At 56.8% G+C, this 22,224-nt stretch carries 25 protein-coding genes and 1 tRNA gene; 13 read left to right on the top strand and 13 right to left on the bottom strand.

Translation table 11 applies throughout. The features are described 5' to 3' along the window. Window positions 1-5: 5 nt before the first annotated feature. The 3 genes from RZ517_RS03980 to RZ517_RS03970 all read left to right on the top strand — a co-directional run bounded on the left by RZ517_RS03980 (window position 6) and on the right by RZ517_RS03970 (window position 2,228). Complete coding sequence (locus tag RZ517_RS03980) at window positions 6-1,400, top strand: sensor histidine kinase (protein WP_338550178.1); 1,395 nt, start codon at window positions 6-8, stop codon at window positions 1,398-1,400. 57 nt (window positions 1,401-1,457) lie between these two features. Beyond that, window positions 1,458-1,534 (top strand) — tRNA-Arg (locus RZ517_RS03975). Between the two features lie 106 nt (window positions 1,535-1,640). Continuing rightward, window positions 1,641-2,228, top strand: coding sequence for an NAD(P)H-dependent oxidoreductase (locus RZ517_RS03970; protein WP_338550177.1), 588 nt, complete (start codon window positions 1,641-1,643; stop codon window positions 2,226-2,228). Window positions 2,229-2,231: 3 nt separating this feature from the next. On the opposite strand, the gene RZ517_RS03965 is transcribed toward RZ517_RS03970, so the two are convergent. From RZ517_RS03965 to RZ517_RS03955, 3 genes are all read right to left on the bottom strand, one after another. Beyond that, window positions 2,232-3,083 carry an MBL fold metallo-hydrolase gene (locus RZ517_RS03965; protein ID WP_338550176.1) on the bottom strand — a complete coding sequence of 284 codons (852 nt, stop codon included), beginning with the start codon at window positions 3,081-3,083 and terminating at the stop codon, window positions 2,232-2,234. A 66-nt stretch (window positions 3,084-3,149) separates the two neighbouring features. Further along, on the bottom strand, window positions 3,150-3,842 hold the full coding sequence (locus tag RZ517_RS03960) for an SGNH/GDSL hydrolase family protein (protein WP_338550175.1): 693 nt from the start codon (window positions 3,840-3,842) through the stop codon (window positions 3,150-3,152). Next, on the bottom strand, window positions 3,842-4,501 hold the full coding sequence (locus RZ517_RS03955) for a DUF2161 domain-containing phosphodiesterase (protein ID WP_338550174.1): 660 nt from the start codon (window positions 4,499-4,501) through the stop codon (window positions 3,842-3,844). Before RZ517_RS03955 ends, RZ517_RS03960 begins: the two co-directional genes overlap by 1 nt. Window positions 4,502-4,596: 95 nt before the next feature. On the opposite strand from RZ517_RS03955, the gene RZ517_RS03950 reads away from it, so the two are divergent. The 3 genes from RZ517_RS03950 to recR all read left to right on the top strand — a co-directional run bounded on the left by RZ517_RS03950 (window position 4,597) and on the right by recR (window position 6,774). Then, complete coding sequence (locus tag RZ517_RS03950; RefSeq protein ID WP_338550173.1) at window positions 4,597-5,517, top strand: manganese-dependent inorganic pyrophosphatase; 921 nt, start codon at window positions 4,597-4,599, stop codon at window positions 5,515-5,517. Between the two features lie 302 nt (window positions 5,518-5,819). Then, the gene (locus RZ517_RS03945) at window positions 5,820-6,164 is read left to right on the top strand and encodes a YbaB/EbfC family nucleoid-associated protein (protein ID WP_338550172.1); all 345 of its coding nucleotides are present in this window, start codon (window positions 5,820-5,822) and stop codon (window positions 6,162-6,164) included. A 16-nt stretch (window positions 6,165-6,180) separates the two neighbouring features. Further along, window positions 6,181-6,774 carry a recombination mediator RecR gene (gene recR / locus RZ517_RS03940; protein WP_338550171.1) on the top strand — a complete coding sequence of 198 codons (594 nt, stop codon included), beginning with the start codon at window positions 6,181-6,183 and terminating at the stop codon, window positions 6,772-6,774. A 2-nt stretch (window positions 6,775-6,776) separates the two neighbouring features. On the opposite strand, the gene RZ517_RS03935 is transcribed toward recR, so the two are convergent. Beyond that, complete coding sequence (locus RZ517_RS03935) at window positions 6,777-7,532, bottom strand: DUF1013 domain-containing protein (RefSeq protein WP_338550170.1); 756 nt, start codon at window positions 7,530-7,532, stop codon at window positions 6,777-6,779. Window positions 7,533-7,694: 162 nt separating this feature from the next. On the opposite strand from RZ517_RS03935, the gene RZ517_RS03930 reads away from it, so the two are divergent. After that, entirely contained in the window at window positions 7,695-8,297 is a 603-nt protein-coding gene (locus RZ517_RS03930; protein WP_338551107.1) for a ribonuclease T2, read from the top strand. 45 nt (window positions 8,298-8,342) lie between these two features. On the opposite strand, the gene RZ517_RS03925 is transcribed toward RZ517_RS03930, so the two are convergent. From RZ517_RS03925 to RZ517_RS03910, 4 genes are all read right to left on the bottom strand, one after another. Then, a complete protein-coding gene (locus tag RZ517_RS03925; RefSeq protein WP_338550169.1) occupies window positions 8,343-8,894 on the bottom strand; it encodes a hypothetical protein in 552 nt (183 codons plus the stop codon). Beyond that, the gene (locus RZ517_RS03920; protein ID WP_338550168.1) at window positions 8,891-10,009 is read right to left on the bottom strand and encodes an exo-alpha-sialidase; all 1,119 of its coding nucleotides are present in this window, start codon (window positions 10,007-10,009) and stop codon (window positions 8,891-8,893) included. The genes RZ517_RS03925 and RZ517_RS03920 overlap by 4 nt, the downstream gene beginning before the upstream one ends. A 3-nt stretch (window positions 10,010-10,012) precedes the next feature. Then, complete coding sequence (locus RZ517_RS03915; RefSeq protein ID WP_422395559.1) at window positions 10,013-10,987, bottom strand: NAD(P)H-quinone oxidoreductase; 975 nt, start codon at window positions 10,985-10,987, stop codon at window positions 10,013-10,015. A gap of 69 nt (window positions 10,988-11,056) precedes the next feature. Beyond that, entirely contained in the window at window positions 11,057-11,740 is a 684-nt protein-coding gene (locus RZ517_RS03910) for a COQ9 family protein (RefSeq protein WP_338550166.1), read from the bottom strand. Window positions 11,741-11,854: 114 nt separating this feature from the next. On the opposite strand from RZ517_RS03910, the gene rpsU reads away from it, so the two are divergent. After that, window positions 11,855-12,061 carry a 30S ribosomal protein S21 gene (gene rpsU, locus RZ517_RS03905; RefSeq protein WP_160764367.1) on the top strand — a complete coding sequence of 69 codons (207 nt, stop codon included), beginning with the start codon at window positions 11,855-11,857 and terminating at the stop codon, window positions 12,059-12,061. A 79-nt stretch (window positions 12,062-12,140) separates the two neighbouring features. Here the strand turns inward: rpsU and RZ517_RS03900 are convergent, their stop codons facing one another. Next, the gene (locus tag RZ517_RS03900; protein ID WP_338550165.1) at window positions 12,141-13,292 is read right to left on the bottom strand and encodes a M24 family metallopeptidase; all 1,152 of its coding nucleotides are present in this window, start codon (window positions 13,290-13,292) and stop codon (window positions 12,141-12,143) included. Next, on the bottom strand, window positions 13,289-13,624 hold the full coding sequence (locus RZ517_RS03895) for a hypothetical protein (RefSeq protein WP_338550163.1): 336 nt from the start codon (window positions 13,622-13,624) through the stop codon (window positions 13,289-13,291). The genes RZ517_RS03900 and RZ517_RS03895 overlap by 4 nt, the downstream gene beginning before the upstream one ends. Before the next feature lie 271 nt (window positions 13,625-13,895). On the opposite strand from RZ517_RS03895, the gene ilvD reads away from it, so the two are divergent. The 3 genes from ilvD (at window position 13,896) to RZ517_RS03880 (ending at window position 16,932) form a co-directional block, all read left to right on the top strand. Continuing rightward, the gene (gene ilvD, locus RZ517_RS03890; RefSeq protein WP_338550162.1) at window positions 13,896-15,623 is read left to right on the top strand and encodes a dihydroxy-acid dehydratase; all 1,728 of its coding nucleotides are present in this window, start codon (window positions 13,896-13,898) and stop codon (window positions 15,621-15,623) included. A gap of 151 nt (window positions 15,624-15,774) precedes the next feature. Next, window positions 15,775-16,539, top strand: coding sequence for a DUF6478 family protein (locus RZ517_RS03885; protein ID WP_338550161.1), 765 nt, complete (start codon window positions 15,775-15,777; stop codon window positions 16,537-16,539). 15 nt (window positions 16,540-16,554) lie between these two features. Further along, window positions 16,555-16,932, top strand: coding sequence for a hypothetical protein (locus RZ517_RS03880; protein ID WP_338550160.1), 378 nt, complete (start codon window positions 16,555-16,557; stop codon window positions 16,930-16,932). 12 nt (window positions 16,933-16,944) lie between these two features. Here the strand turns inward: RZ517_RS03880 and RZ517_RS03875 are convergent, their stop codons facing one another. Then, entirely contained in the window at window positions 16,945-18,873 is a 1,929-nt protein-coding gene (locus RZ517_RS03875) for a bifunctional 2',3'-cyclic-nucleotide 2'-phosphodiesterase/3'-nucleotidase (protein WP_338550159.1), read from the bottom strand. A gap of 186 nt (window positions 18,874-19,059) precedes the next feature. Between RZ517_RS03875 and nudC the strand changes: the two genes are divergently transcribed. Together nudC and RZ517_RS03865 are read left to right on the top strand one after the other, a co-directional pair. Beyond that, a complete protein-coding gene (nudC, locus tag RZ517_RS03870) occupies window positions 19,060-20,028 on the top strand; it encodes an NAD(+) diphosphatase (protein ID WP_338550158.1) in 969 nt (322 codons plus the stop codon). Window positions 20,029-20,084: 56 nt separating this feature from the next. Next, complete coding sequence (locus RZ517_RS03865) at window positions 20,085-20,552, top strand: SRPBCC family protein (protein ID WP_338550156.1); 468 nt, start codon at window positions 20,085-20,087, stop codon at window positions 20,550-20,552. Between the two features lie 101 nt (window positions 20,553-20,653). Here the strand turns inward: RZ517_RS03865 and RZ517_RS03860 are convergent, their stop codons facing one another. Beyond that, window positions 20,654-20,980, bottom strand: coding sequence for a hypothetical protein (locus tag RZ517_RS03860; protein ID WP_338550155.1), 327 nt, complete (start codon window positions 20,978-20,980; stop codon window positions 20,654-20,656). 328 nt (window positions 20,981-21,308) lie between these two features. Beyond that, window positions 21,309-22,142, bottom strand: coding sequence for a prephenate dehydratase (locus RZ517_RS03855; RefSeq protein WP_338550154.1), 834 nt, complete (start codon window positions 22,140-22,142; stop codon window positions 21,309-21,311). Between the last annotated feature and the right edge of the window lie 82 nt (window positions 22,143-22,224).

Genomic DNA, 22,224 nt, shown 5'->3' with positions numbered 1-22,224 from the left:
ACAAGATGCAGTTTCTCAGATCACTTTCAGGACGATTTCTTATCCTGACAGTCATCTTTGTGATGCTGGCAGAAATCCTGATTTTTGTTCCCTCTATTGCACGCTTCCGGCAGGAATTCCTGATGGACCGACTGGATCGCGCACAAATTGCCTCGCTGGCGCTTCTGGCCGATGATCAGATCTCAGCCGATCTTCAGGAAGAGCTTCTTTTCAATGCAGGTGTTTACAACGTCGTTCTGCGTCGCGATGAGGCGCGCCAACTCGTGCTGTCCGCGCCCTTGCCCTCTGCGATCTCAGAGACGTACGACTTGCGAGACCCGACACCCATAACACTTATCCAGGATTCTCTGCGCTTCCTGATGCAACCCGATGATGAGATTATTCGTGTGATTGGTGAGCCGTCCAATATGGGTGGCCTGCTGATTGAGGTCACGGTCGATAGCGCGCCACTCCGGGCGGCAATGCTGGACTATGGTCTGCGCATCCTTGTACTCTCTGCGGTCATCTCTGTCGTGACGGCTGCCCTGCTCTTTCTGGCTGTGCGCGGCTTCCTGGTCAAACCGATCCGTCGGGTTGTGGGCCATATGAAGGTTTATGCTGAAGCACCGGATGATGCGCGTCGCATCATTGAGCCGTCCTCGACCACCACCGAGATACTTCAGGCGGAAGAGGCGCTGAAATCCATGCAGCAACAGCTGACCGCTTCGCTCAAGCAGCGTGAGCGCCTGGCGCAGTTGGGCGGAGCCGTGGCCAAGATCAGTCACGATCTGCGCAACATCCTCACCTCGGCGCAGCTCTTTACCGATCGCATCGAGATGAGCGAAGACCCCGCCGTCAAACGCATGGCCCCCAAGCTGGTCAATTCGATCACGCGCGCTGTGCATCTCTGCGAATCCACCCTGGCCTATGGCAAGGCCGAGGAACAGGCCCCGACGCTCAGCCGATTCATGTTGATCGATATTGTCTCAGACGTGATCGAAAGCGAACGTCTGGCGGTGGGAGACGCGGATGTCAGTTTTGGTGAGGATATCCCAGCAACGCTTGAACTTCGCGGCGACTCTGAGCAGATCTATCGCGTCATATCCAATCTCGTGCGCAATGCGCGCCAGGCGATTGTAAACACGGGAAGCCCGGGCGAGATTGTTATCTCTGCAGAAGAGACTCCTGAAAGTTGGGAAATCTGTGTGTCCGACACTGGCCCCGGCCTGCCCGCCAAAGCCAAAGAACACCTCTTTCAACCCTTCCAAGGCGGCGCCACAAAAGGCGGCACAGGGCTGGGCTTGTCGATTGCCGCAGAACTTATCCGTGGTCACGGCGGCACCCTGGACTTGGAACTCAGCGACGAGACCGGAACAACCTTCCGCATCTCTATGCCGCGCGGCGAAGTCTCTGCCGCCTAAGATTTTCCCAAACCCTCTTGCATTGCCCGGCACGAGGGTCTAGATGCCTGATCCGACGGACCGATAGCTCAGCTGGATAGAGTACCTGACTACGAATCAGGGGGTCGGGGGTTCGAATCCTCCTCGGTCCGCCACTTCTTGTGCGCACCGCTGCCGCGCACGCTTTGTAGAACAATTCGTACCCAGAATTTTTCGTTGCGAGCACTTCACAAGCAGAGTGAGCTGCGCAAGATGTACGCCATGCATGTCCTGATTGTTCTTGACCATCCCAACCCGGCGTCGTTTAGCGCTGCTGTGGCGGCGCAGTTCATGTCAGGAGCCAAGGCCGCTGGGCACTCTGTCGAACTGGTGGATCTACATGCAGAAGGGTTCGACCCCCGTTGGTCCATGGCCGACATCGAGGCCGATGACGGCGAGACTGCGCCTGAGGATGCGCAAAAAGAGCAGGCGCGCATCGCTCGGGCGGATGCGATTTGTTTTGTCTTCCCACTCTTCTGGTGGGGCATGCCTGCGATGACCAAGGGCTGGGTGGACCGGGTCTGGTCTTGGGGTTGGGCCTATGATCAGCTCGACGATCCCGAGAAATCGCTGCAGCGCCCGCGCACCGGCGTTCTGTTGATCCCTGCCGGGGCGCGTTCGGACGAAATGGAAACAGAAGGCTATCTGGCGGCACTCGACACCGCCTGGATGAAAGGCACGTTTGGCTATTTTGGCTTCAAACGACGCGACTTGCAGATCCTGAATGGGTCAACCGGATCCGACGCGCGGCGCACGGCCTTGCTGGACAGGGCCTATGACATCGGAGCTTCGCTTAAACCGCCGCTCTAGTTCTCACACATCGTCGTCCCACGCAAACACATCCCCCTTGGCGCGCACCCTGCCAATCGACGGCAGCTGAAAATGCGTGCCCAACACGCGCCGATCTGCCTCGCACGCAGCCTCCAGCAAGGCGCGCCGGGACGCAACCGCCTGTTCCGCATCCTGATCGAATTTGAAATGCCACTCAGGATGCCAGCATTGCGCCGCAGAATGGATGGCATCCCCGGTGATGATCGCCTCTTTACTGCCATCCTTGATCAGGACCGAGACATGCCCCGCTGTATGGCCAGGGGTCGGCATAAGCGTCACGTGGTCGCCAAGGGCATGCGCGCCCTCAACGAACTCCGCTTGCCCGGCCTCGACAACCGGCAAAATGCTTTCTTGATACATGGCCTGCGCGTTTTCGCGATAATACGGTTCATCCGCCTTGGGCAACAGGTATTTGGCATTCGGGAATGTCGGCACCCAACGACCATCCACAAGCTGCGTGTTCCACCCCACATGATCCACATGCAGATGTGTGCAGAGCACGTAATCCACATCACCAGGCCCGATCCCCGCAGCAGTCAGTCCGGCCAGAAACCGTGTGTCATCCCGCTGATGCCAATCCGGAAAGCTGGGCGCGGTCTTGTGATTGCCCACGCAGGTGTCGATCAGGATCACATGATCCGGTGTCTTGAGCAAAAACCCCTGCACCGGCATCAAAAGCCCTCCGGTTTTGGCACAAACGCCCCCCGGAACATGCGTCTCAATCACATGGGCCACATCCCGCCCCGCCGTCGGGAACAACTCTTCGGGCGCCAGAAATGGACCATAGAGATCAAGCGCGCGCCAAATCTCAATCACGCCGATCCGACATAGCATGGGCTTTCTCCTTGTCTCGAAAGGGATCGCTTCAACCTGCATCGCAGGATTAGGAATGTCGAGCCGTCAGGTTATCATCTCAGCCACACGCGCCGCCCAGCGATCATAGATCACCGGTCCGGGATGAAACCCATCCTCTGCCATCAGATTTGTGTCCATTGGAAAGTCAAACGGCACATATTGCACAGCATCTTGATCCGCCGCAATGCCGCGCAGGTCCCCGTCAAAAAGAGTCGCGCGGCGCCCCAGCACAGTACGAAGAGGTGCCGGCAGAAGCGGGAACGCCCCCAACGGCGGCACAGCGGTGGCATAGATTTCACGCACGCCGAAGCGCCTTTGCAAAAGCATGATCAGGTCTTTGTAATTTTTCTGCCACCGGCTGCGCGACATACCATTTTTGGAATCGTTCACGCCCAAAGCTATTACCGCGATGTCGAACCGGGCTTTGGGCTCTGTTTCCAGATTCCGCAACACTGTTGTCGTGGTTGCCCCACAGCGCGCAGCCAGTCGCCAGCTGACCTGATAGCGCTGCGCCAGACGCGCCACCAACCGCCCGATCAGCGCGTCTTCTTGATGCGCCACACCTACTCCCGCGGCCGAACTGTCGCCCAAGACCAATAGCCGCAAGGGCGGACCGTTACCCGCGACGCCCTCACGCGGCCCAGAGGCCTCTTGCAAGCACGCGGCGCGAAAGCGAACCCAGGCGACCTGCGGGATGAGGATCGGAGCAAGGGCGAGCGTCAAAGCCAGATCGCGCATCAGGGCTGACCCCTTCGCGTTTTAAGCCCGGCCTCGCTCAGCGCATACACACCCCGTGCCGCACGAAAAAACCAGCCGGAATGATTATCCGCCATGATCCGCGTGGCCCGTGTGACACCGGTTTCCCGGGCAATCTCAGCCCCCGAGCACGGACCATGTTGTGCAAGGTAGGCCGCACATTTCTCTGCATCCTGCTTATAGGCCGTCTGAACCTGGCCTCGCGTACCACCGAGATTTGGATCACCGTCGCGTGCTGTAAACTCTTTGATCAGACGCGCTTGCTTCACTTTGGATTTGCGCGGTTTGAATGGCGCGGGATCGCAATGCACCTGAAGCGAGCTGTCTTTGACCTGCACGCTGAGTACCCCCAGTCCCAGACGCCTGCACAACCCCACATTGGCTTTGAACGTGCGCCAGCCCGCCTTGCCCTTCCAGCGCGGAACAGCGACATAGACATGATCGGTCACCGCCTGCCGCGCCACGGCCTGTTGCAAAAGCGTCAGAGAAAACCCGGTTTTCAGCTCAACAATCACCGGGTCCTGCGCCAGCTTCACCCCAACGACATCCGCCACACCCACTTCGGATTTCACTTCATAGCCCTGACCTTCCAGCCACGCTTTGACAGGAGGGTAGAGGTCAGTTTCACGCAGATGAGACATGCATGCAATTTGGCCGCAGCCGGGGTGGGTGACAAGCCCTCAAAGCCCGCCTATAAGGCGCGCAAATTCTTTCATTCAAGGTACAGGACCCGTCCATGACCACGCTCGTATTTGGCCACAAATCCCCCGACACCGACAGCACCGGATCCCCCATCCTCTGGGCGTGGTATCTCAACGAGGTCCAAGGTGGTAATGCCGAAGCGGTTCTGTTGGGAGAGCCAAACACCGAAGCCGCGTTCATGCTGGAAAAATGGGACCTGCCCAAGCCGCGCATCATCGAGGATGTGGCCGATGATCAGCCCTGCGTGATTGTCGACACCAACAATCCCGCCGAGCTTCCTGCCAATATCAACGGCGCGGATGTTCAGGCCATCATCGACCACCACAAGCTGGTGGGAGGTCTGGAGACCAAAGGCCCCATCGACATCACCGTGCGCCCGCTGGCTTGTACCGCGACGATCATGGTCGATCTGATGGGCGACGACGCTGCCAAAATGCCCGACTGGGCCAAAGGCGCGGCACTCACCTGCATTCTCAGCGACACGCTGGAATTCCGCTCGCCCACCACGACGGACCATGACCGCACCGTGGCCGAAAAACTGGCTGCGGATCTGGGCATTTCGATCTCGGACTACGCCTCAGACATGTTCGCCGCCAAATCCGATGTCAGCGCCTTTTCCGATGCCGAGCTGTTGCGCATGGACAGCAAGGAATACGGCGTCGGTGACACCAAATTCCGCGTCTCCGTTCTGGAAACCACGGCGCCCGACATGGTGCTCAACCGCAAGGATAGCCTGATGGCCTCCATGTCGGATGTGGCCGCCGAGGACGGCGTCGATCAGGTCCTGCTCTTCGTCGTGGACATCCTCAAGGAAGAAGCCACACTTCTGGTGCCCAACGACTTGGTCAAAACTGTCGCCGAGAAAAGCTTTGGCGCATCCGTGAGCGGCAACGCCGTTGTCCTGCCCGGCATCATGAGCCGCAAGAAACAGATCATCCCGAATTTGGCGGTGTGACACAAGAAATCCAGGCAGATCGACAAACGCCAACGACTGGGCCATTGCTCAAAGTATCTACGTGATATCTGAACCGCTACGGCAAATGGCGTTGAAGGGATGGGTACGTCCTATCTCACAAAACAGATTGTTGCGGAACACTGCGGCGCGGGTTTTGAAACCGACGCAAAACAAAAGTATGGTTCCGTGCAAAATAAAGAGATTAGATTTAGAATCACGCGATGCGCGCTCATCCGCCCCTTGCCCCGCTCTGCCCTGCCCCGTATCTAGACTCCAACCGTATTCAAACCCCGGAGATCGATATGTTCAAAGGATTGGGCCAAATGGGCGACATGGCCAAGATGATGAAGGCCGCGCAAGAGATGCAGCAGAAGATGGCTTCGCTGCAGGAGGACATGCACAACCTGATGGTCACAGGCGAATCCGGTGCCGGGCTGGTCAAGGCCACTTGCACGGCCAAAGGAGAGCTTAAAGGCCTCGATATCGACCCGTCGATTTTCAACTCAGACGACAAGGAAGTTGTGGAAGATCTGATACTTGCTGCCATCAAGGATGCTCAGACTAAGGCCTCTGAAAAAGCCCAGGAAGAGATGGGCAAGATCACCGAGGGGATGGGCCTTCCCAAGGACATGAAGCTGCCGTTCTAAGGCACGGGTCTCGTGCATGAACTCCACCCGCGCTCTGGATGCCCTCATTGAGATGATGGCCAAACTGCCCGGTCTGGGCCCGCGTTCGGCCCGGCGGGCTGTGCTCCATATGATCCGAAAACGCGAACTCTTGCTGACGCCTTTGGCCGATTTGATGCAACAGGTCGCTGCCTCAGCCCGCGAATGCCTCAACTGCGGCAACATCGGAACCACCGACATTTGCGACATCTGCGCCTCGGAAAAACGGGCCAATGGCTTGATTTGCGTGGTCGAAGATGTGGCCGATCTTTGGGCGATGGAGCGCACGGCGGTGTTCAAGGGACGCTACCACGTGCTGGGCGGTACTCTGTCAGCTTTGGATCAGATCGGCCCGGAACAACTTCGCATTCCCAAGCTCGTAGACAGGGTTCAGACGGAACACATCACCGAGGTAATCCTGGCCCTCAACGCCACGGTCGATGGTCAGACCACGGCACATTACATCGCCGATCAACTAGAGACCCGTGTCACACTCACCTCCTTGGCACAGGGTGTGCCCATTGGAGGTGAGTTGGATTACTTGGACGAAGGTACGATCAGCGCTGCCTTGAACGCGCGTAAGTCCCTTTAATTTCAGGACTTATCGTCTTCATTCCCATCTTCATCATCTCCACTCGCAGGCAGGTTGAACAAGCTTTCAGCGTCGAACTCTTTCTCGGGCTCTTCCGGCTCTTCATTGCCAAGACTGAAGGTCTCAAGCCCTTCAATTGCTGTTGGAATGCGCGGCTCTGCATCCGCCTCAAGGCTTTGTTCCGTGCTCAGAAGCTTGCGGCGCTCGTCATCATCCATCGCCGCGCCTTCCTTGGCCTTTTTGGCGGCGGCCTTTTGCACGACGGCGTCCAACTCGCTTTGCTTACATAGCCCTAGTGCCACTGGGTCCACCGGCTCCATGCTTGAGATGTTCCAATGCGTGCGCTCACGAATTGATTGGATCGTGGGCTTGGTGGTGCCGACCAACTTGGCAATCTGACTGTCCACCAGCTCTGGGTGAAACTTCACCAACCACAGGATCGCATTTGGGCGGTCCTGACGTTTCGACAAAGGCGTATACCGTGGACCGCGGCGCTTTTCCTCGCCCACGGCCGCCGGGTTAAACTTCAAAGTCAACTTATGCAGCGGGTCTTTCTCGGCCTTTTCAACTTCTTCCTGCGTCAATTGATTGTTGGCAATCGGGTCGAACCCTTTGACACCAGTCGCGACGTCGCCATCGGCTATGCCTTGCACTTCCAATTCATGCAGGCCAACGAAATCGGCAATCTGTTTGAAGCTGATCGTAGTATTGTCCACCAGCCAAACAGCGGTGGCTTTGGTCATCAATGGCTTTGACATCGCGGCATCTCCTTGGCGCAAATCTGTCCCGTCGCCTGGAAAAGGCGGTCCCGGAGGTCTCCGGGACGGGTTTCCGTTGTCGGGGAACTTGGCGCGTATATAGTCGGGACAAGACCAAAATGAAAGAGTGATCTGTTGCGCGCGTTTTTTGTGTTCCTGTTCATGTCATCCGCGGTCCTCGCCGACAACAATAGGCCCGGTGAGTTCGACTACTACGTTCTGTCGCTAAGCTGGTCGCCCAATTGGTGCGCACTCGAAGGCGACGCTCGCGGGGCCGCGCAATGCGATGCCGCCGAAGACCACGGCTGGGTGCTGCACGGGCTCTGGCCGCAGTACCATCGCGGCTGGCCGGCCCATTGCCAAACTGCAGAGCGCACGCCAACGCGCCGCATGACACGCGAGATGAGCGACATCATGGGAAGCGCAGGATTGGCTTGGTATCAATGGCGCAAGCATGGTTCATGCTCGGGACTGTCAGCCCCTGATTACTATGCGCTCAGCCGAGAGGCTTATGCCCGTATTGCGCGCCCCGAGGTGTTCCGAAAACTGCGCGACGCGGTCAAACTCCCGGCATCCGTTGTAGAACAAGCCTTCCTCAATGCAAACCCTGACCTGACGCGCGACATGGTGACGGTCACCTGCCGCGCCGACTATATTCAGGAAGTGCGTATATGCCTCTCCAAAGAGCTTGATCCGCTGCCTTGCGGGCGCGATGTGATCCGCGATTGCCAACTTTCAAAGGCGCAGTTCGAGCCCATCCGCTAGTGCTTCTTTCTTGTCAAAAATACCCAAATGGGCGGCGGGCCGCCTTTAGAACACGCGGGCGATCAGCGCCCAAAGTGCCGCTGGCCAGAGCAGCACATGCAGCATGTGGTCGAACCAGTTGCTGCTGCCCAAGCGTAGCGTCCAGAAACTTTGTGCAGTGACAGTCACGACAGCCAAAAACCAATTGCCAGTGGCAAAACTGTAAGCACACAAGGCCAACACCATGAGTCCCACAGGCTTCGGCGCATACCCATATCGATAAAGTTCAATGGGAACCTTGCCATAGACAGACGCAAGAAAACCGGTGTAGAGCATCAAAAAGACAGCAATCTCCGGCGTAGAAAATCCCGGAATGGGTGCCCCGAAGGCGACGGCGACATCTCGCAGCGCCAAGGCCGGAAGCATGACGCCAAACGGAGCCAGAAGCGCGACAACTCCGCCAATTGCGACGGTTCTTCGCAAAACGCTAACGCTGAGCATGCCAACCGTTATCGCCGCCACCAAGGCCACCCATGCAGGCAAAACAAGGTCTGCCAGGGCGAACATGACCCATCCCAAAACAATCGCCATGGATATGTTAACGCCAAGCCTTGTCATTGCGTCCCGACCCAATCCAGGTTGAGCGCAATAACCCGGAGACCCGTTTTGTTGCCGATAGAATAGGTCAACAGTATGGTCCCATCGGTCAATGCACGCAGCATCGGATACCGTGCGCCCGCGCCTTGTGGTGCAAGTTCTTTGATCACACGAAAGGTTGCGCCCTCGTCTTCGGACAACAACAGGTTCAAGCGATCATTTGGAGCCCGCTCATCATTGGCTGCCATTAGAATTCGCCCCTCTGCCAGCGGCAACGCGGCCACGGGCGCGCTTGGGTTGTTCATGTCCATTGGCATGACCTCGGACCAGCTTTGCCCACCGTTTGTTGTGTCACAGCGCAGCAGGTGACCCGAAGGATTAAAATCGCGCAGGAACGCGACAGCGCGCGTGTCAGTCAGGGGAACAATCATCGGCTGGATGGGTTTGCCCGCACCGCGCATCGGTGCCGTATCTCGCACGCGCCCGGTCTCATCAAAACGCACCAGGATGCCATGAGTGGGCCCCATCTCGAAGTAAGCTGGCAAACCATGACTACCATCGGCAAATGCCACCATCGGGGTTTTCACAAGATGCGACCGATTAAGAAAAGGCGAAAGATTCAGTTTGCGCGCCCAAACTGGGCCATCTGCGCCAAGTTTGACATCCGCAACCGAGGCCATCGCCCAGCCACCAACCGACACGGCAGTGGCGAAGACGTGGCCAGGATGGGCTTCGTTTTCAATCGTGTTGCCTAATGTGACAACAAGCTGCTCCGGCTCCATCACATCGCCGAGGCCTGCACGTGTGATGCAGGGACCTTGGTCTACGGCCTTCCAACCTTCACTGTCGTGTTCAAACCGGGCATGGTAGATGTCTACGTCCGCCTGCGCCTCGGCGGAGCCTTCGAACCATAGCAGATCGAAACCAGTGTCTGTGATGATCAAGGACGGCGCGTGCGCCTGCCCTTTGGTGATGTCATGCTCAAATACCGTAGCGAATTTGGGCGCGCCTTGAGAGGGAATTCCTTTGGGCGCGGCGAAACGCCAAGTCAAAGGCGTGTCGCGGCGGATTGCGACGGCGCTCAAAAACAGACTCAGACCCGCAAGGCCCAGAATGAGGATCTGCGCCGCCCCCACGTCTCAAACCACCTTCAGGACGATTTTGCCAATATGTTCAGAGCTTTCCATCCAGGTATGGGCTTTGGCGGCCTCCGCCAGCACAAACTCAGAATCCAAAATCGGGGCAACGCGCCCGGCTTCGATCAACGGCCAGACATGACGTCGCAAGTCCTGTGCGATGCGTGTCTTGGCCAAGGGTGATTGCGGACGCAATGTCGATCCTGTCACTGAAAGGCGGCGAGTCATGATCTGGGTAAAATTGACCTCAATCTTTGGCCCTTGAAGAAATGCAATCTGAACGAGACGCCCATCGTCTGCCAGTGCATCCAGATTGCGCGGAAGATATGCACCGCCCACCATATCCAGGATAAGATGGGCACCGCCCAAGTCGCGCAGCACTTCGACGAACTCCTGTTCACGGTAGTTGATCGCCTGTTCTGCGCCCAACTCTTTGCAGACCGCGCATTTTGTTTCGGACCCCGCAGTGGCAAAAACCCGGGCCCCAAAGGCGCGGGCCATTTGAATGGCCGTAGTGCCAATGCCGCTAGATCCCCCATGCACCAAAAACCGCTCACCAGCGCGTAGGCATCCGCGCTGAAAGACATTGGTCCAGACGGTAAAAAACGTCTCGGGCAAACAAGCCGCTTGTTTGAGGCTCAATCCTTTGGGAACAGGTAAACACTGGGCGGCAGGCGTGGTAGCGTATTCAGCGTAACCGCCGCCGGGCAAAAGCGCGCACACAAGATCACCTTCGGCAACGTCTGAGACCCCGGGCCCAACTGCAACGACCTCTCCTGCGCCTTCCAGACCGGGCAGGTCACTGGCGCCCTTGGGCGGATCGTAGAGCCCGGCCCGTTGTAGCGCGTCGGGGCGATTGACACCGGCATAGGCCAGCTTGATCACCACTTCACCATGACCTGGTTGAGGAATGGGCCGGGTTGACGGCACCAGAACCTCTGGGCCACCGGGTTTGGTGATCTCAACTACGCGCATCATCTGAGGCAAACTGCGCCCTCCACGAACCCGGTGGTAACAGTCTGCGTCAGGTTTGCAAAGAACCTGTCGTCAGCGGCTCCAGCGACCCGGCATACCTGTTGGGGATGTGCCTGACGGTGCTTTGATCCGGTTCAAAAAGGATAACGGCCCCTTCATCAAACCATCGATCAGCTTGTTGTCGCGCGCCTTGGCTTTGACCTTTTCGAACTGCATCACATCCTCAATGCGCCGATCAAGGAACGCCCAGGTTTTTTCATGCCCCTCACTTTCGTCGCCCAGCCAGTAGAGCACAGTCGCCGAGTAAACGCCGGAGAGGGTGGCGCGCTTGGTGTACCAGTTCACGTCATCAGAGCGATCGCCCAGCGCTGTCCAGATGTGGTCGCATGTTGTCCAGATCGCCTGTGCGCCCTCAAAAGCATAGTGCGGTAAGGCAAAGAGGGTCACACCGCGTCGCACCAGCTCTTTATCATCCACCGCCTCCAACCGATACCGCACAGCCGCTGTCACCTTGTCGCGAAAGCGCATCTGGCTCAGATCAGCCTCTTTCAGAAGAGCGAGCATCGCTTCGTCGCCTTCCTCATGAAACGCCATCGCCAGATCGACCGCCCCGCGCGGGCAGGCCGCCGTCGCCAAACCCGGGCTGATACTGGCATCTTTCTGGGCAGCACGAAACGTTGCCTCGCTCCAGCCGTCAAATGGCACATGCGGCTTGGCGGCGTCCAAAAGGGTTTGCTTGATGTCCTGATCGGCCATCGTAGTGCCTCCAATGTCAACAGTTGCGGCCCTAGACAAGCTAGAACGCCTTTGCTATACGGCCACTTCCTGCAATCTTATGCAACTTTAACCTAGAAAGGTGGTGACAACCACATGCAGGTCAGTGTTCGCGACAACAACGTCGATCAGGCGCTTCGTGCCCTGAAAAAGAAACTGCAGCGTGAGGGCGTATTCCGCGAGATGAAGCTTCGGCAACATTTCGAGAAACCGTCCGAAAAACGCGCCCGCGAAAAGGCCGAGGCCATTCGCCGTGCCCGCAAACTGGCGCGGAAAAAGGCTCAGCGCGAAGGTATGCTTTAATACCGTAGCCGTCTTTTACGGATATTTGTCATGACGACCCCCGGGCAGATGCTTCGGGGGTTTGTCTTTTTGGGGTCTGTCAAAGAATAACATCACTCACAGATTTTGGATGTTCTGTCACGGCTTCCCAGCCGTCTTCAGTGATGATTACACTGTCGCCGACCTGCGCGCGAAACGTGTCGACCGACACCGAGCCATCCACCGCAAGCACCATGCCCGGTTTCAACACCGTTTTGTCACCGGTGACCAATTGCGGCTGTTCCAAAAAGCTAAATCCCGTCGCGCGCCCGCATCGGAACGGATATTCGAAACCCGCGCTTTGGATGACTTCGGCATAAGCGGCGTGAACGCTTTCTGCTGTCACGCCTGGACGGAGCGCATCCAACGCCGCCGCCTGGCTGGCAACCGCAACTTCATAGACTTTCTCTTGCAACTTTTCACCGATGTCACCGATCCAGAACGTGCGATCAAACCCCAGCTTGAAGCGATGAAAATTGGTCATGCCACAAAAACAAAGAAAGACCGGCTCGCCACGCCGCATGATACGGGTAGTGGCGCGGTGATGCGTTTTGGTTATGGTGTCGCCCGACGCCATGATCTGTAAGAAATGCGTATTTGGCGACATGTCGCGATCATCATAATACGCTGACAATAACTCTGCTGCTTTTCGTGTCCCGGCCTGAGTCGTGGCGAGTGCCACCTCGTATTCAGGGGTCCCATCGGCAATCGCGTCGCGCCCGGCCTGCATCATCGCGTTGGCCACCTGACCGGCATGTCGCGCGAGTTGAAGCTCTTGAGAGGACTTGATCATGCGCATATCCGCCAATATCGGCGAGGCGTTGATCAGTTTTTCGAGCGAAACCAATTCGTCGATATACGTGCGCACAAGCGGCGGCATGCGTTCCAGCTCTATCCCAACCGTCTGGGCCGTCTTGAGTGCACCTGGTAACTCAGCCCGCCACTCTTCGCCCATGCCATCGTTCCAAGCCGAAATGCGGTCCACATGCGCCGTGGCTTGCGCTGTGTTTAAGTCAATCGTGGGGGTGACCAGCAACGTCTCACCCTCGGCGCGCACAATCAGGACCGTCGGACGCCCAAAGTCCATGTGCAGGTAATCGAAATAACCCGTTAGGTAATATACATTGTCCTCGTCAGTTATCAGAGCAACATCCATACCCGTGTCGCGCATGCGCGCGCGCAGACCTTGCAAGCGTTGTGCGAACATCTTCATATCCGGTCTTGCCTTGGCACCCCGCAGCGCGTCTGAATTGCCCAGACCTTGTTGCTATTCTGCAGAACGGCAACGCTGGTTTCGCGGCCAGTCCAGCTCAGCAGTTGATCGTGTGGGGCGGTCTCAGCATTGAAATTCGTTTGATTGGGCGCAACGTTGCCCTGCCCCACGTTTGGGACACCGCAGATGCCCGCACCATCACGCGCCTTGAGGCAATACCCCTGCAGCACAGCCGCGACATAGGGTTTGGTGTTCAATTCGGCGACGCCAAGATCAGAAGTTCGGTAGAATGACTGCCTCAAACGATGCGGTTCAGCTGTATCAATGCGCATGTCGGTCAATGTCCTATGACAATGGAAGTTTTAGCTTCGATTAGCGTCCTCGGCACGACACACGTCGTAAAGCACGAATTCAATTTGGTCTACTATGCAGGTCGTTGCCGACTGCAAGTGAAACTGTTGGTCTCAGGATTGCACGATCACCTTCACAAAGTCTGGTCAATCTACGCGGCATTAGCCCGTCCACTACGTTTTCCGTCCTCCACGCTTGCCCATTTCCCCCCTCTGGCCTAGACCATCTGCAACACACGCCAGGGAGGCCCCAATGACCAAATTCGACAAGAAAACTCTACCTAGCCGCCATGTAACTGAGGGTCCCGCCCGCGCGCCACATCGGTCATACATGTATGCAATGGGCCTGTCTGAGGATGAGATTCACCAACCTCTCATTGGTGTGGCCACCTGCTGGAATGAGGCAGCGCCATGTAACATCGCGCTCAACCGTCAGGCGCAGTCGGTCAAGATGGGCGTCAAGGAAGCCGGCGGCACGCCGCGGGAATTTACCACCATCACCGTCACAGACGGCATCGCCATGGGGCACGAGGGCATGCGGTCCTCTCTGGCCAGCCGCGAGGCGATTGCCGACACTGTGGAATTGACCATGCGCGGTCATTGCTATGACGCGATTGTGGGGCTTGCGGGCTGCGATAAATCCTTGCCCGGTATGATGATGGCGATGGTGCGCCTCAACGTACCGTCCGTCTTCATGTATGGCGGTTCCATCCTTCCGGGTCGGTTCCAGGGCAAGGACGTCACAGTTCAGGATGTGTTTGAGGCCGTGGGGCGGCATCAGGCCGGGGCCAATTCGGACGAGGAGTTGACGGCGTTGGAAAAGGTCGCTTGTCCGTCCGCAGGGGCCTGTGGCGGACAGTTCACAGCCAATACCATGGCCTGTGTTTCTGAGGCGGTGGGTTTGGCACTGCCGAACTCTTCTGGTGCCCCTGCGCCTTACGAGTCGCGCGATGCCTATGGCACCGCTTCGGGTGAGGCGGTGATGAATCTGCTCGAAAAGCGCATTCGCGCGCGGGATGTGGTCACGCTCAAGAGCCTGGAGAACGCCGCACGCGTGGTGGCCTGCACAGGGGGTTCCACCAATGCCGGGTTGCACCTGCCTGCGATTGCGCATGAGGCTGGGCTTGAGTTTTTCCTCGATGACGTCTGCGAGATTTTCAAGGACACGCCTTATTTCGTCGATCTCAAACCCGGTGGACAGTATGTGGCCAAGGACCTCTACGAGGTGGGCGGCGTGCCGGTGGTCATGAAAGAGCTGCGTAAAATCGGTATGATCCATGAGGATTGCATTACCGCAACCGGGCGCAGCATGGGCGAAGAGCTTGACTTGATCGAACGTGAAGCCGACGGCCAAGTGATTTATCCCGCCGCGTCACCCATCACCAAGACCGGTGGTGTCGTTGGCCTCAAGGGCAACCTTGCCCCGCAAGGCGCCATCGTGAAGGTCGCAGGCATGAGCGAAGAAGAGCAGGTCTTCTCCGGTCCTGCGCGTGTCTTTGAGAACGAGGAAGAGGCATTTGAGGCCGTGAAGATGCGATCCTACAAGGAGGGCGAAGTGATCGTCATCCGCAACGAAGGTCCCGCGGGCGGGCCGGGCATGCGAGAGATGCTGGCCACCACCGCTGCACTTTCGGGCCAAGGCATGGGCAAGAAAGTCGCGCTCATCACCGATGGGCGCTTTTCGGGTGCGACACGAGGCTTCTGCGTAGGCCATGTTGGCCCAGAGGCGGCGCATTGCGGGCCGATTGCACTTATTCAGGATGGCGATGTCATTACCATCAATGCCATCACCGGTGAATTGAGTGTTGATCTAAGCGATGATGACTTGGCCAAGCGTAAAGACGCCTGGGCCGGGCCGCGCGAGACGATTTACGCCTCTGGCGCGCTATGGAAATATGCGCAGCTTGTGGGAGAGACCTACAAAGGGGCTGTCACGCATCCCGGTGCCGAAGCCGAGCGGCATGTTTACGCGGATCTTTAGGCGCAACCTCGATCTTCGTGCGCTCGCCGGACAATATGGGCGCGTAACTCTGCGTCAGAATGGATTGTTTCCAAATCCGGGTTAATGCTATGCAAAGAGGCATGGGGCATATAAGAGCGGTTCTCTAGGAAATGGACCGGGCAAACAACCGATGAAACGTTCGCCTTTGGATTGGGTCGCCGAGCGACGCGGCGTGCAGAAATGGCGCAACACGGTGGCCAAGGCCTCCGACTTGCGGCTGTCTGAACTCCGGCGTGAACGGTCTCGTGCGCAGGAACTGCGGTATTTTCTGAACGAATTCATTTCGCAGGCGGATCAGCGACTGACTCTGCCAATGATTGGCTCAAGCGCCTTTCCCAAGCCGCATGGCACGGACTGGTCCTGGCGTCCCGCAGCGTGGCGCGAACCATTGGCCGTCCCTGGCCGGTCTTCGGTGCAGAGCAAGACGCAGTTGGGCGAAGAGTTGACGCTGTTTCACGACTGCCAGCATTCCGAGCTGACACTCAGACAGTTACGTAACACGCGGGAGGCCGATCTGGCCCCATTCGGTTTGCGCATGGATGTGTTTAGTTTTGACGGCTCCTTCCTATCCTTGGTTCTTGATTTGCCCGATGAGTCTGTGATTGGACTGCAACGCCGCCACCTCATTCGCATGGACACAATCGTCGAGATGGAAAAACCACTCGAAATCTTTGCCCGACTTAACATCAAGCACGGGCCCAACACCGAACAGATTGTGCGTGAATTGCCCTTGCACGAAGAAGAGACCATGGTCGAATTTGATCTGGCCTATACCAAGCTGAATGAAAAGCGCATCGAACGCGGCTGGATCGACCTGATTTTCGAGAATCCACAAATGAGTCAGGTGATCTTGCGCGATCTGACCTTCAGTCGCAGACCCCGGGCAGAATTCTAGACACAGGAGCATGGCATGACGGCATGGACATTGACCAAGACGCGCCTCTTTGAAGGGGTCTGGGAAGGGGCCTTGACGAACGAAGGCGCAGAGCTCGCCGTGCCAGAAGTCATCGTGACGCATTTGCAAGAACCTGTGCCTAACGTTGAATTGCGGGAAAACAAGGAAGAAGAGTGTTGGGTCCTGCGCGTGCCGATCCCTGTAGACCGGATTGCCGACGGCGTGCAAACCTTCGTCATACTGGATGCTGGAACCGAAGAAACGCTGGGCAGTTTTGCACTGATGTCAGGTGATGCACTCAGCTATGATATTCGCGCGGAGGTGACACTCCTGCGTGACGAGCTGGATATGCTCAAACGTGCCTTTCGGCGCCATTGCCTTGAAACGATGTAGGCACCGCTGTGCTCATAGGGGGATTTCCAACCGCAAAAACCCCCTGTCCGTTTTGTCCAAAACTTTGGCTGAAATAGCCTCAATATCTTTGGGGTGGTTCATAACCCCAGGGCCAGTATCCAAATAAACAGACGCATTTTCTACTGGCAAGAACGTCCAGGACGGCTTGATTGGGGATGCACTTTTGGAGCCATAGCACTGAATGTAGTCCACCAGTAAGTCGCGGACCAATTCTCGCCCACTATATACCAGACTGTTGGCATCCGGTGGGGCAAACATACCGGTGCTGAAGGCGCGAAAGCTTTTGAGCGCCAGGACGAATTCATCCGCGTCGGTGACCGGTTGATCTTGGTAGCATAAACTCCCGATGCGGCGCGTATCGGGGTTTACGATAGAGCCATTTTGATCATACCGTGCGGGCTGTGTGAGGTTGATGGTGTAGTGTACTCCACAGATCGTATCAAAGGTGTTCCCAACAAAACTCGGGTTCCAAAGGGGCTGGAAAATCCGCCCTGGTTCAACCTGTTGAAACCCGGACGCCGCGCGCTCAAGCCATTCGACGAGCTGAACTCCTCGCACACGCAACCCAACAAGGGTGTTGGGAAAGGGATAGAGGTCAGCAATATTGCGCATGCATAGGTCACCCGCAGGAATATCCGTGTAGTAGTCCGGCCCACCGGACCCACCGGTCTTGTACGGCGCGCAGACAGACAAAACTGGCAAATGCGCAAAAGCCGTGTCGGCCAGTGCCCGTTCCAAAGCATTTCGCTTGCACGCCATAACTAGGTATTGTCCCAGTTCGGGACGAAACTGACTGAGATAGCTGTGGATCGGCGCGTGCGTGTGGCCAACAACCCGAGACGTATGCTGCAAAGTGGCGTCATGCGCCGTTTTTACAAGTTTGGACAGTTCGGTGTCGGGTTCCGCCCGTGATTCCTGCACAGACCAGGTTTTTGAAGAGTGGGTTGAGACATGCCAGCCGTTTTCCTGAGGCACGAGCTTGAGATCGATTACACCAAGATGCGAGCCACGAAATCCAGCCATCACTGCAGGGATATTTGCGAGCGTCCCCTTCAATGAACAGATTGCAGGATTTTCGGCGTATTCCAACGGGTCCGGGAAAACCCCGTGTGTGTGCCCGGTCAGCATTGCATCGACGCCAGGTATCTGCGCCAAAGCGAGGCCCGCATTTTCCTGTCCGGGCGTGTTGTCACCGTCACCAATGCCAGTATGCGCCAGCACAACAACGACCTGTGCGCCTGCGCTTCGCATTTTTGGTATATAGGCGCAAAGCGTTTCCGCCATGTCACGGACATCAAGGCGTCCGGATAGCTTGTCCTGATCCCATTGCAGTATTTGCTCTGGTACCACGCCGATCACACCAATCTTGAGCTGATGGTACGCGCCTGCATTGTCCATACACGTGCGGTCCAGCAAAACGAATGGCGGCAACAGCGTTTTGTCTTGCGTTGGATCCCGCGGATGCCGGTCAAGAACAGCATTTGCACAGACAAGCGGAAAACGAGCCTGCTTCAGGGTTTGGATCAGCCAGTCCAGGCCGAAATTGAATTCGTGGTTGCCAAGTGTGGCCGCATCATAATCCACATGGTTCATGGCTTGTATAACCGGATTTGCGCCGGTCCAGCCATTTTCGGGGCGCGTTCCTATATCCGTGAGCGGTGAGCCTTGCAAATAGTCACCATTGTCGAACAACAAAGTGTTTTTAGCTTCGGCTCTGGCTGTTTTCACATGCGTCGCAATGCGAGCAAGTCCAAATCCACCGTCAGGTGTGTTGCTTGCATAATCATAGGGCAGAACATGACCGTGAATGTCCGTAGTACCAAGGATGCGCAGCCAAATATGTCGAGAACCTTGATCGCGCGCGACTGCAGGCGCGGGATACGCAGGCCCTTCTGGCCACGGCCAAGTGACCGCGTCCAAGTACGCATAAGTGCTCAGTCTGTTCGCCAACGTCTCAATTTTCTAAATGTGTCTGTCCCGCGAAGGTAAGATAGCGCAATACACCTTAAGTTGCAAAGATTATCAGCTTGTCTCCATATGGGAGATCAGCAAAAGCGCTTGCCTGCCGATGTTGAACATGGCACCTCCGTGCACGGAGGTCAGGTCATGCGACATGCTGAAACCGTCACATTCGGAGGCTCTGGCCTTGATCGTTGCGCTGAACTGCGGATGAGACCTGACGATGTCCAAGCTATGATCAACACCGGCCAGGCGTCGGCGATTTTGTTGTGGCGCGGCAAACCTTTGGTGAACGCTCCGGATCTGGATGCGCTGGTGCGCCTGGACGCCGAGCATCCTTTGCTTGCTCAAGACACCGAAGGTCCGGTCTTGCTTGGTCGAGAAGACGATGGTCGGATTGTTTTGGCCTATGAGTTGACAAACTGGACGCCCGAAGGCCTCGACCCTAAAAGCCTGGGTGGGTTTATTGACCAGAGTGAACAGACACACCCCGATTTGCGTCAGTCACAAGTGTTTGCGGAGCTGCGCCGCATAATGACCCGCCTGTCACCTCGCGATGCGGAACTTGCGGCAGCAGCCAAGGCGGTGCTCGGTTGGCACGCGACGCATCAATTCTGTGCACGGTGCGGTGCGGCGACCGGGATCACTCTATTTGGCTGGCAACGTGTGTGCGGGTCTTGCGGCGGGCAACATTTTCCTCGGACCGACCCTGTGGTCATCATGTTGATCACCCATGGAAACAGAGTTCTGGTGGGACGATCCCACGGGTGGCCAGACGGAATGTATTCGCTTCTCGCAGGCTTTATAGACTCTGGTGAAACCATGGAAGCCGCTGTGCGGCGTGAAGTCATGGAGGAGGCCGGCATTCGCGTGGGCGAGGTTGGCTATTTGGCCAGCCAGCCCTGGCCTTTCCCTGCATCTTTAATGTTTGGATGCTGGGGTCAGGCGCTCTCGGATGAAATTCGCATTGATCCTTCGGAAATTGAAGACGCAATTTGGGCCACGCGAGAAGACATCGCAAACGCCTTTGCTGGTGAAAATCCCAACATATTGCCCGCCCGAAAAGGAGCGATCGCGCATTTTTTGCTGCGCAACTGGCTTGCCGATACGTTATAAAAAGGTAAACAGGTGAAAAACACCACTCCGAATGGGTTAAGGGACGAGGCCAGCAGATGAAATTCGTCGAGCGCGAGGATATTGAAGCGCCCATCGAATACGTATTTTCCCAAATTTCGGATTTTCCAGCTCTGGAAAGGTCCGCCATGCGACGGGGGGCAGAGGTTCAAAGGGTCGATGACCAGGAGCAAAGAGGCATCGGAATGGCCTGGCAAACGTCTTTTATGTTGCGCGGAAAACGCCGGGATATGCGACTGGAAATGACGGATTACGACGCGCCCAACTGTCTTGTGGTCGAATCCAGTTCTGCAAATCTTGCAGGTCACATGATGATTGACCTTGTAGCCCTGTCACGTCGGCGCACGCGGATGTCCGTTGAAATTTTCGTCAAACCAAAAACGCTGAGTGCGCGGCTATTACTTCAATCCTTGAAGCTCGCGCGCACAAATTTGACGCGTCGGTTTGCACTGAGAGTGGCGGCATATGCCAAAGAGGTCGAGGACCGCTTCAAAGCGATGGTTTGACACGGGTCGTCTGCAACACATCCCTCTTGTCATGCGTTTGACGCAAATAAGGGCCACCCGAAGATGGCCCTTTGGTTCAATTCTTTCCGTGAGTGATGAATTCAACCGATTTGTGTGTCGAGCACAGTATCGAAAATCGGCGCTGCGCCTTTTTTCTGCTTTGTGCGGTCATTGATTTTCAATTCAGCGAACTGGTTGTTGCGCTCTTCCACGCTCAGTTCCGCATGCAGGCTCTCGCGTTCCTCAACGCTTAGTTCCGCGTGCACAGCGTTGCGCTCTTCCACGCTCAGCTCCGCAATCTGGCCTTGGCGCTCTTCCACGCTCAGTTCGCTGACGGCAATGGGGCCTGTCATAACGTCCACGATGGAAAGTGCCGCGACCGGAGTCGCCAGAACGGCTGTAAGTGCAATTGTTGTAAAGGTACGCATAGTATGCTCCTTGCTCATTAAGTGAAGACGGAGAGTGATCCGTCGCTTGTGAGCATGAAATGGAGACTGATCGGGCAATAAGACAGATGTGGTCCGGGCTTCGTGAACCGTGTATCACGGCGTCGCACAGCGCCGTGACCGGGCTGCATGTTCCATTCACGCCGCCACGATCGGCAAGAGACCAAAGTCGCTCAAGCGCTTGAAGTCAAAAAAGAAAAATGTTTCGTTCGGTTGTGAGTCGAACGATTATCTGATCACTGTCGACTGAGAAAAACTGTAACAATCCGCGCGGAACCACGACTTTGGGGCGCCGCGCGCGCAGCAGAGCTCAGCGTCTGCGAGGATCGGCGGGATAAACCCCAAGCATAGTCAGCTCGGATGTAAAATAACCCAGCTCTTCCAGTGCAAGTGCAACACCCGGGTCCTCAGGATGTCCTTCGATATCCGCGTAGAACTGTGTCGCGGAAAAACTGCCATCGACCATGTAGCTTTCCAGTTTGGTCATGTTGACACCATTCGTGGCAAACCCGCCCATCGCCTTGTAAAGCGCGGCGGGGATGTTGCGCACCTGAAAGACAAAGCTCGTCATCATGCCATCAGACCCACGGCGCGACAGATCAGGGTCGCGAGACATCACCAAAAACCGCGTGGTGTTATTGCCTTCGTCCTCGATATGCCGTGCCAGCACGTCGAGACCGTAAATCTCGCCTGCCAGTTCACTGGCCAAGGCCGCCATTTCCGGATCGCCCGACTGCGATACCTCTCTGGCAGACCCTGCGGTATCCGCCCCAGTGACACGTTGAATGGCGTTCTGCGCAAGAAAGTCACGGCATTGTCCCAACAACATCGTGTGGCTTTTGGCGCGTTTGATCTTTTCGAGCGGCGTACCGGGCAAAGCGAGCAGATTGATGTGAACCCGTACAAACGCCTCATCAATGATATGCAAACCCGAAAATGGAAGCAGGTGGTGAATGTCCGCCACACGCCCGAAAGTGGAATTTTCTACCGGCAACATGGCCAATTCTGCATGGCCTGTTCGCACCGCCTCTATCGCATCCTCAAAGGTGCGGCATGCATGGGGCTCCATGTCTGGATAAGTCTCTTTACAAGCCTGGTGCGAATATGCGCCTGGCTCGCCCTGAAAAGCGATGCGATTGGTCATCTTCTCTTGCCTGTTCTGTCCCATGCCGAAATGCGGTCGATTGGTCGCGGAAACTACACCTTGCGCCCTTCAAGGGGAAGCG

Source organism: Roseovarius sp. S88, from assembly GCF_037023735.1.
GTDB classification, from domain to species: Bacteria; Pseudomonadota; Alphaproteobacteria; order Rhodobacterales; family Rhodobacteraceae; genus Roseovarius; species Roseovarius phycicola.
Note: the sequence above shows the minus strand (reverse complement) of the source record. Positions and strands in the feature narration are given on the sequence as shown.

Bases quoted from the DNA above. Each gene is read 5' to 3' on its own strand.
- RZ517_RS03865 (WP_338550156.1), top strand. From the start codon at position 20,085: ATGAAATTCGTCGAGCGCGAGGATATTGAAGCGCCCATCGAATACGTA.
- RZ517_RS03970 (WP_338550177.1), top strand. From the start codon at position 1,641: ATGCATGTCCTGATTGTTCTTGACCATCCCAACCCGGCGTCGTTTAGC.
- RZ517_RS03950 (WP_338550173.1), top strand. From the start codon at position 4,597: ATGACCACGCTCGTATTTGGCCACAAATCCCCCGACACCGACAGCACC.
- RZ517_RS03955 (WP_338550174.1), bottom strand. From the start codon at position 4,501: ATGTCTCATCTGCGTGAAACTGACCTCTACCCTCCTGTCAAAGCGTGG.
- RZ517_RS03910 (WP_338550166.1), bottom strand. From the start codon at position 11,740: ATGGCCGATCAGGACATCAAGCAAACCCTTTTGGACGCCGCCAAGCCG.
- recR (WP_338550171.1), top strand. From the start codon at position 6,181: ATGAACTCCACCCGCGCTCTGGATGCCCTCATTGAGATGATGGCCAAA.
- RZ517_RS03965 (WP_338550176.1), bottom strand. From the start codon at position 3,083: ATGCTATGTCGGATCGGCGTGATTGAGATTTGGCGCGCGCTTGATCTC.
- ilvD (WP_338550162.1), top strand. From the start codon at position 13,896: ATGACCAAATTCGACAAGAAAACTCTACCTAGCCGCCATGTAACTGAG.
- rpsU (WP_160764367.1), top strand. From the start codon at position 11,855: ATGCAGGTCAGTGTTCGCGACAACAACGTCGATCAGGCGCTTCGTGCC.
- RZ517_RS03945 (WP_338550172.1), top strand. From the start codon at position 5,820: ATGTTCAAAGGATTGGGCCAAATGGGCGACATGGCCAAGATGATGAAG.
- RZ517_RS03930 (WP_338551107.1), top strand. From the start codon at position 7,695: ATGTCATCCGCGGTCCTCGCCGACAACAATAGGCCCGGTGAGTTCGAC.
- RZ517_RS03960 (WP_338550175.1), bottom strand. From the start codon at position 3,842: ATGCGCGATCTGGCTTTGACGCTCGCCCTTGCTCCGATCCTCATCCCG.
- RZ517_RS03855 (WP_338550154.1), bottom strand. From the start codon at position 22,142: ATGACCAATCGCATCGCTTTTCAGGGCGAGCCAGGCGCATATTCGCAC.
- RZ517_RS03980 (WP_338550178.1), top strand. From the start codon at position 6: ATGCAGTTTCTCAGATCACTTTCAGGACGATTTCTTATCCTGACAGTC.
- RZ517_RS03935 (WP_338550170.1), bottom strand. From the start codon at position 7,532: ATGTCAAAGCCATTGATGACCAAAGCCACCGCTGTTTGGCTGGTGGAC.
- RZ517_RS03925 (WP_338550169.1), bottom strand. From the start codon at position 8,894: ATGACAAGGCTTGGCGTTAACATATCCATGGCGATTGTTTTGGGATGG.
- RZ517_RS03895 (WP_338550163.1), bottom strand. From the start codon at position 13,624: ATGCGCATTGATACAGCTGAACCGCATCGTTTGAGGCAGTCATTCTAC.
- RZ517_RS03885 (WP_338550161.1), top strand. From the start codon at position 15,775: ATGAAACGTTCGCCTTTGGATTGGGTCGCCGAGCGACGCGGCGTGCAG.
- nudC (WP_338550158.1), top strand. From the start codon at position 19,060: ATGCGACATGCTGAAACCGTCACATTCGGAGGCTCTGGCCTTGATCGT.
- RZ517_RS03915 (WP_422395559.1), bottom strand. From the start codon at position 10,987: ATGATGCGCGTAGTTGAGATCACCAAACCCGGTGGCCCAGAGGTTCTG.
- RZ517_RS03860 (WP_338550155.1), bottom strand. From the start codon at position 20,980: ATGCGTACCTTTACAACAATTGCACTTACAGCCGTTCTGGCGACTCCG.
- RZ517_RS03900 (WP_338550165.1), bottom strand. From the start codon at position 13,292: ATGAAGATGTTCGCACAACGCTTGCAAGGTCTGCGCGCGCGCATGCGC.
- RZ517_RS03880 (WP_338550160.1), top strand. From the start codon at position 16,555: ATGACGGCATGGACATTGACCAAGACGCGCCTCTTTGAAGGGGTCTGG.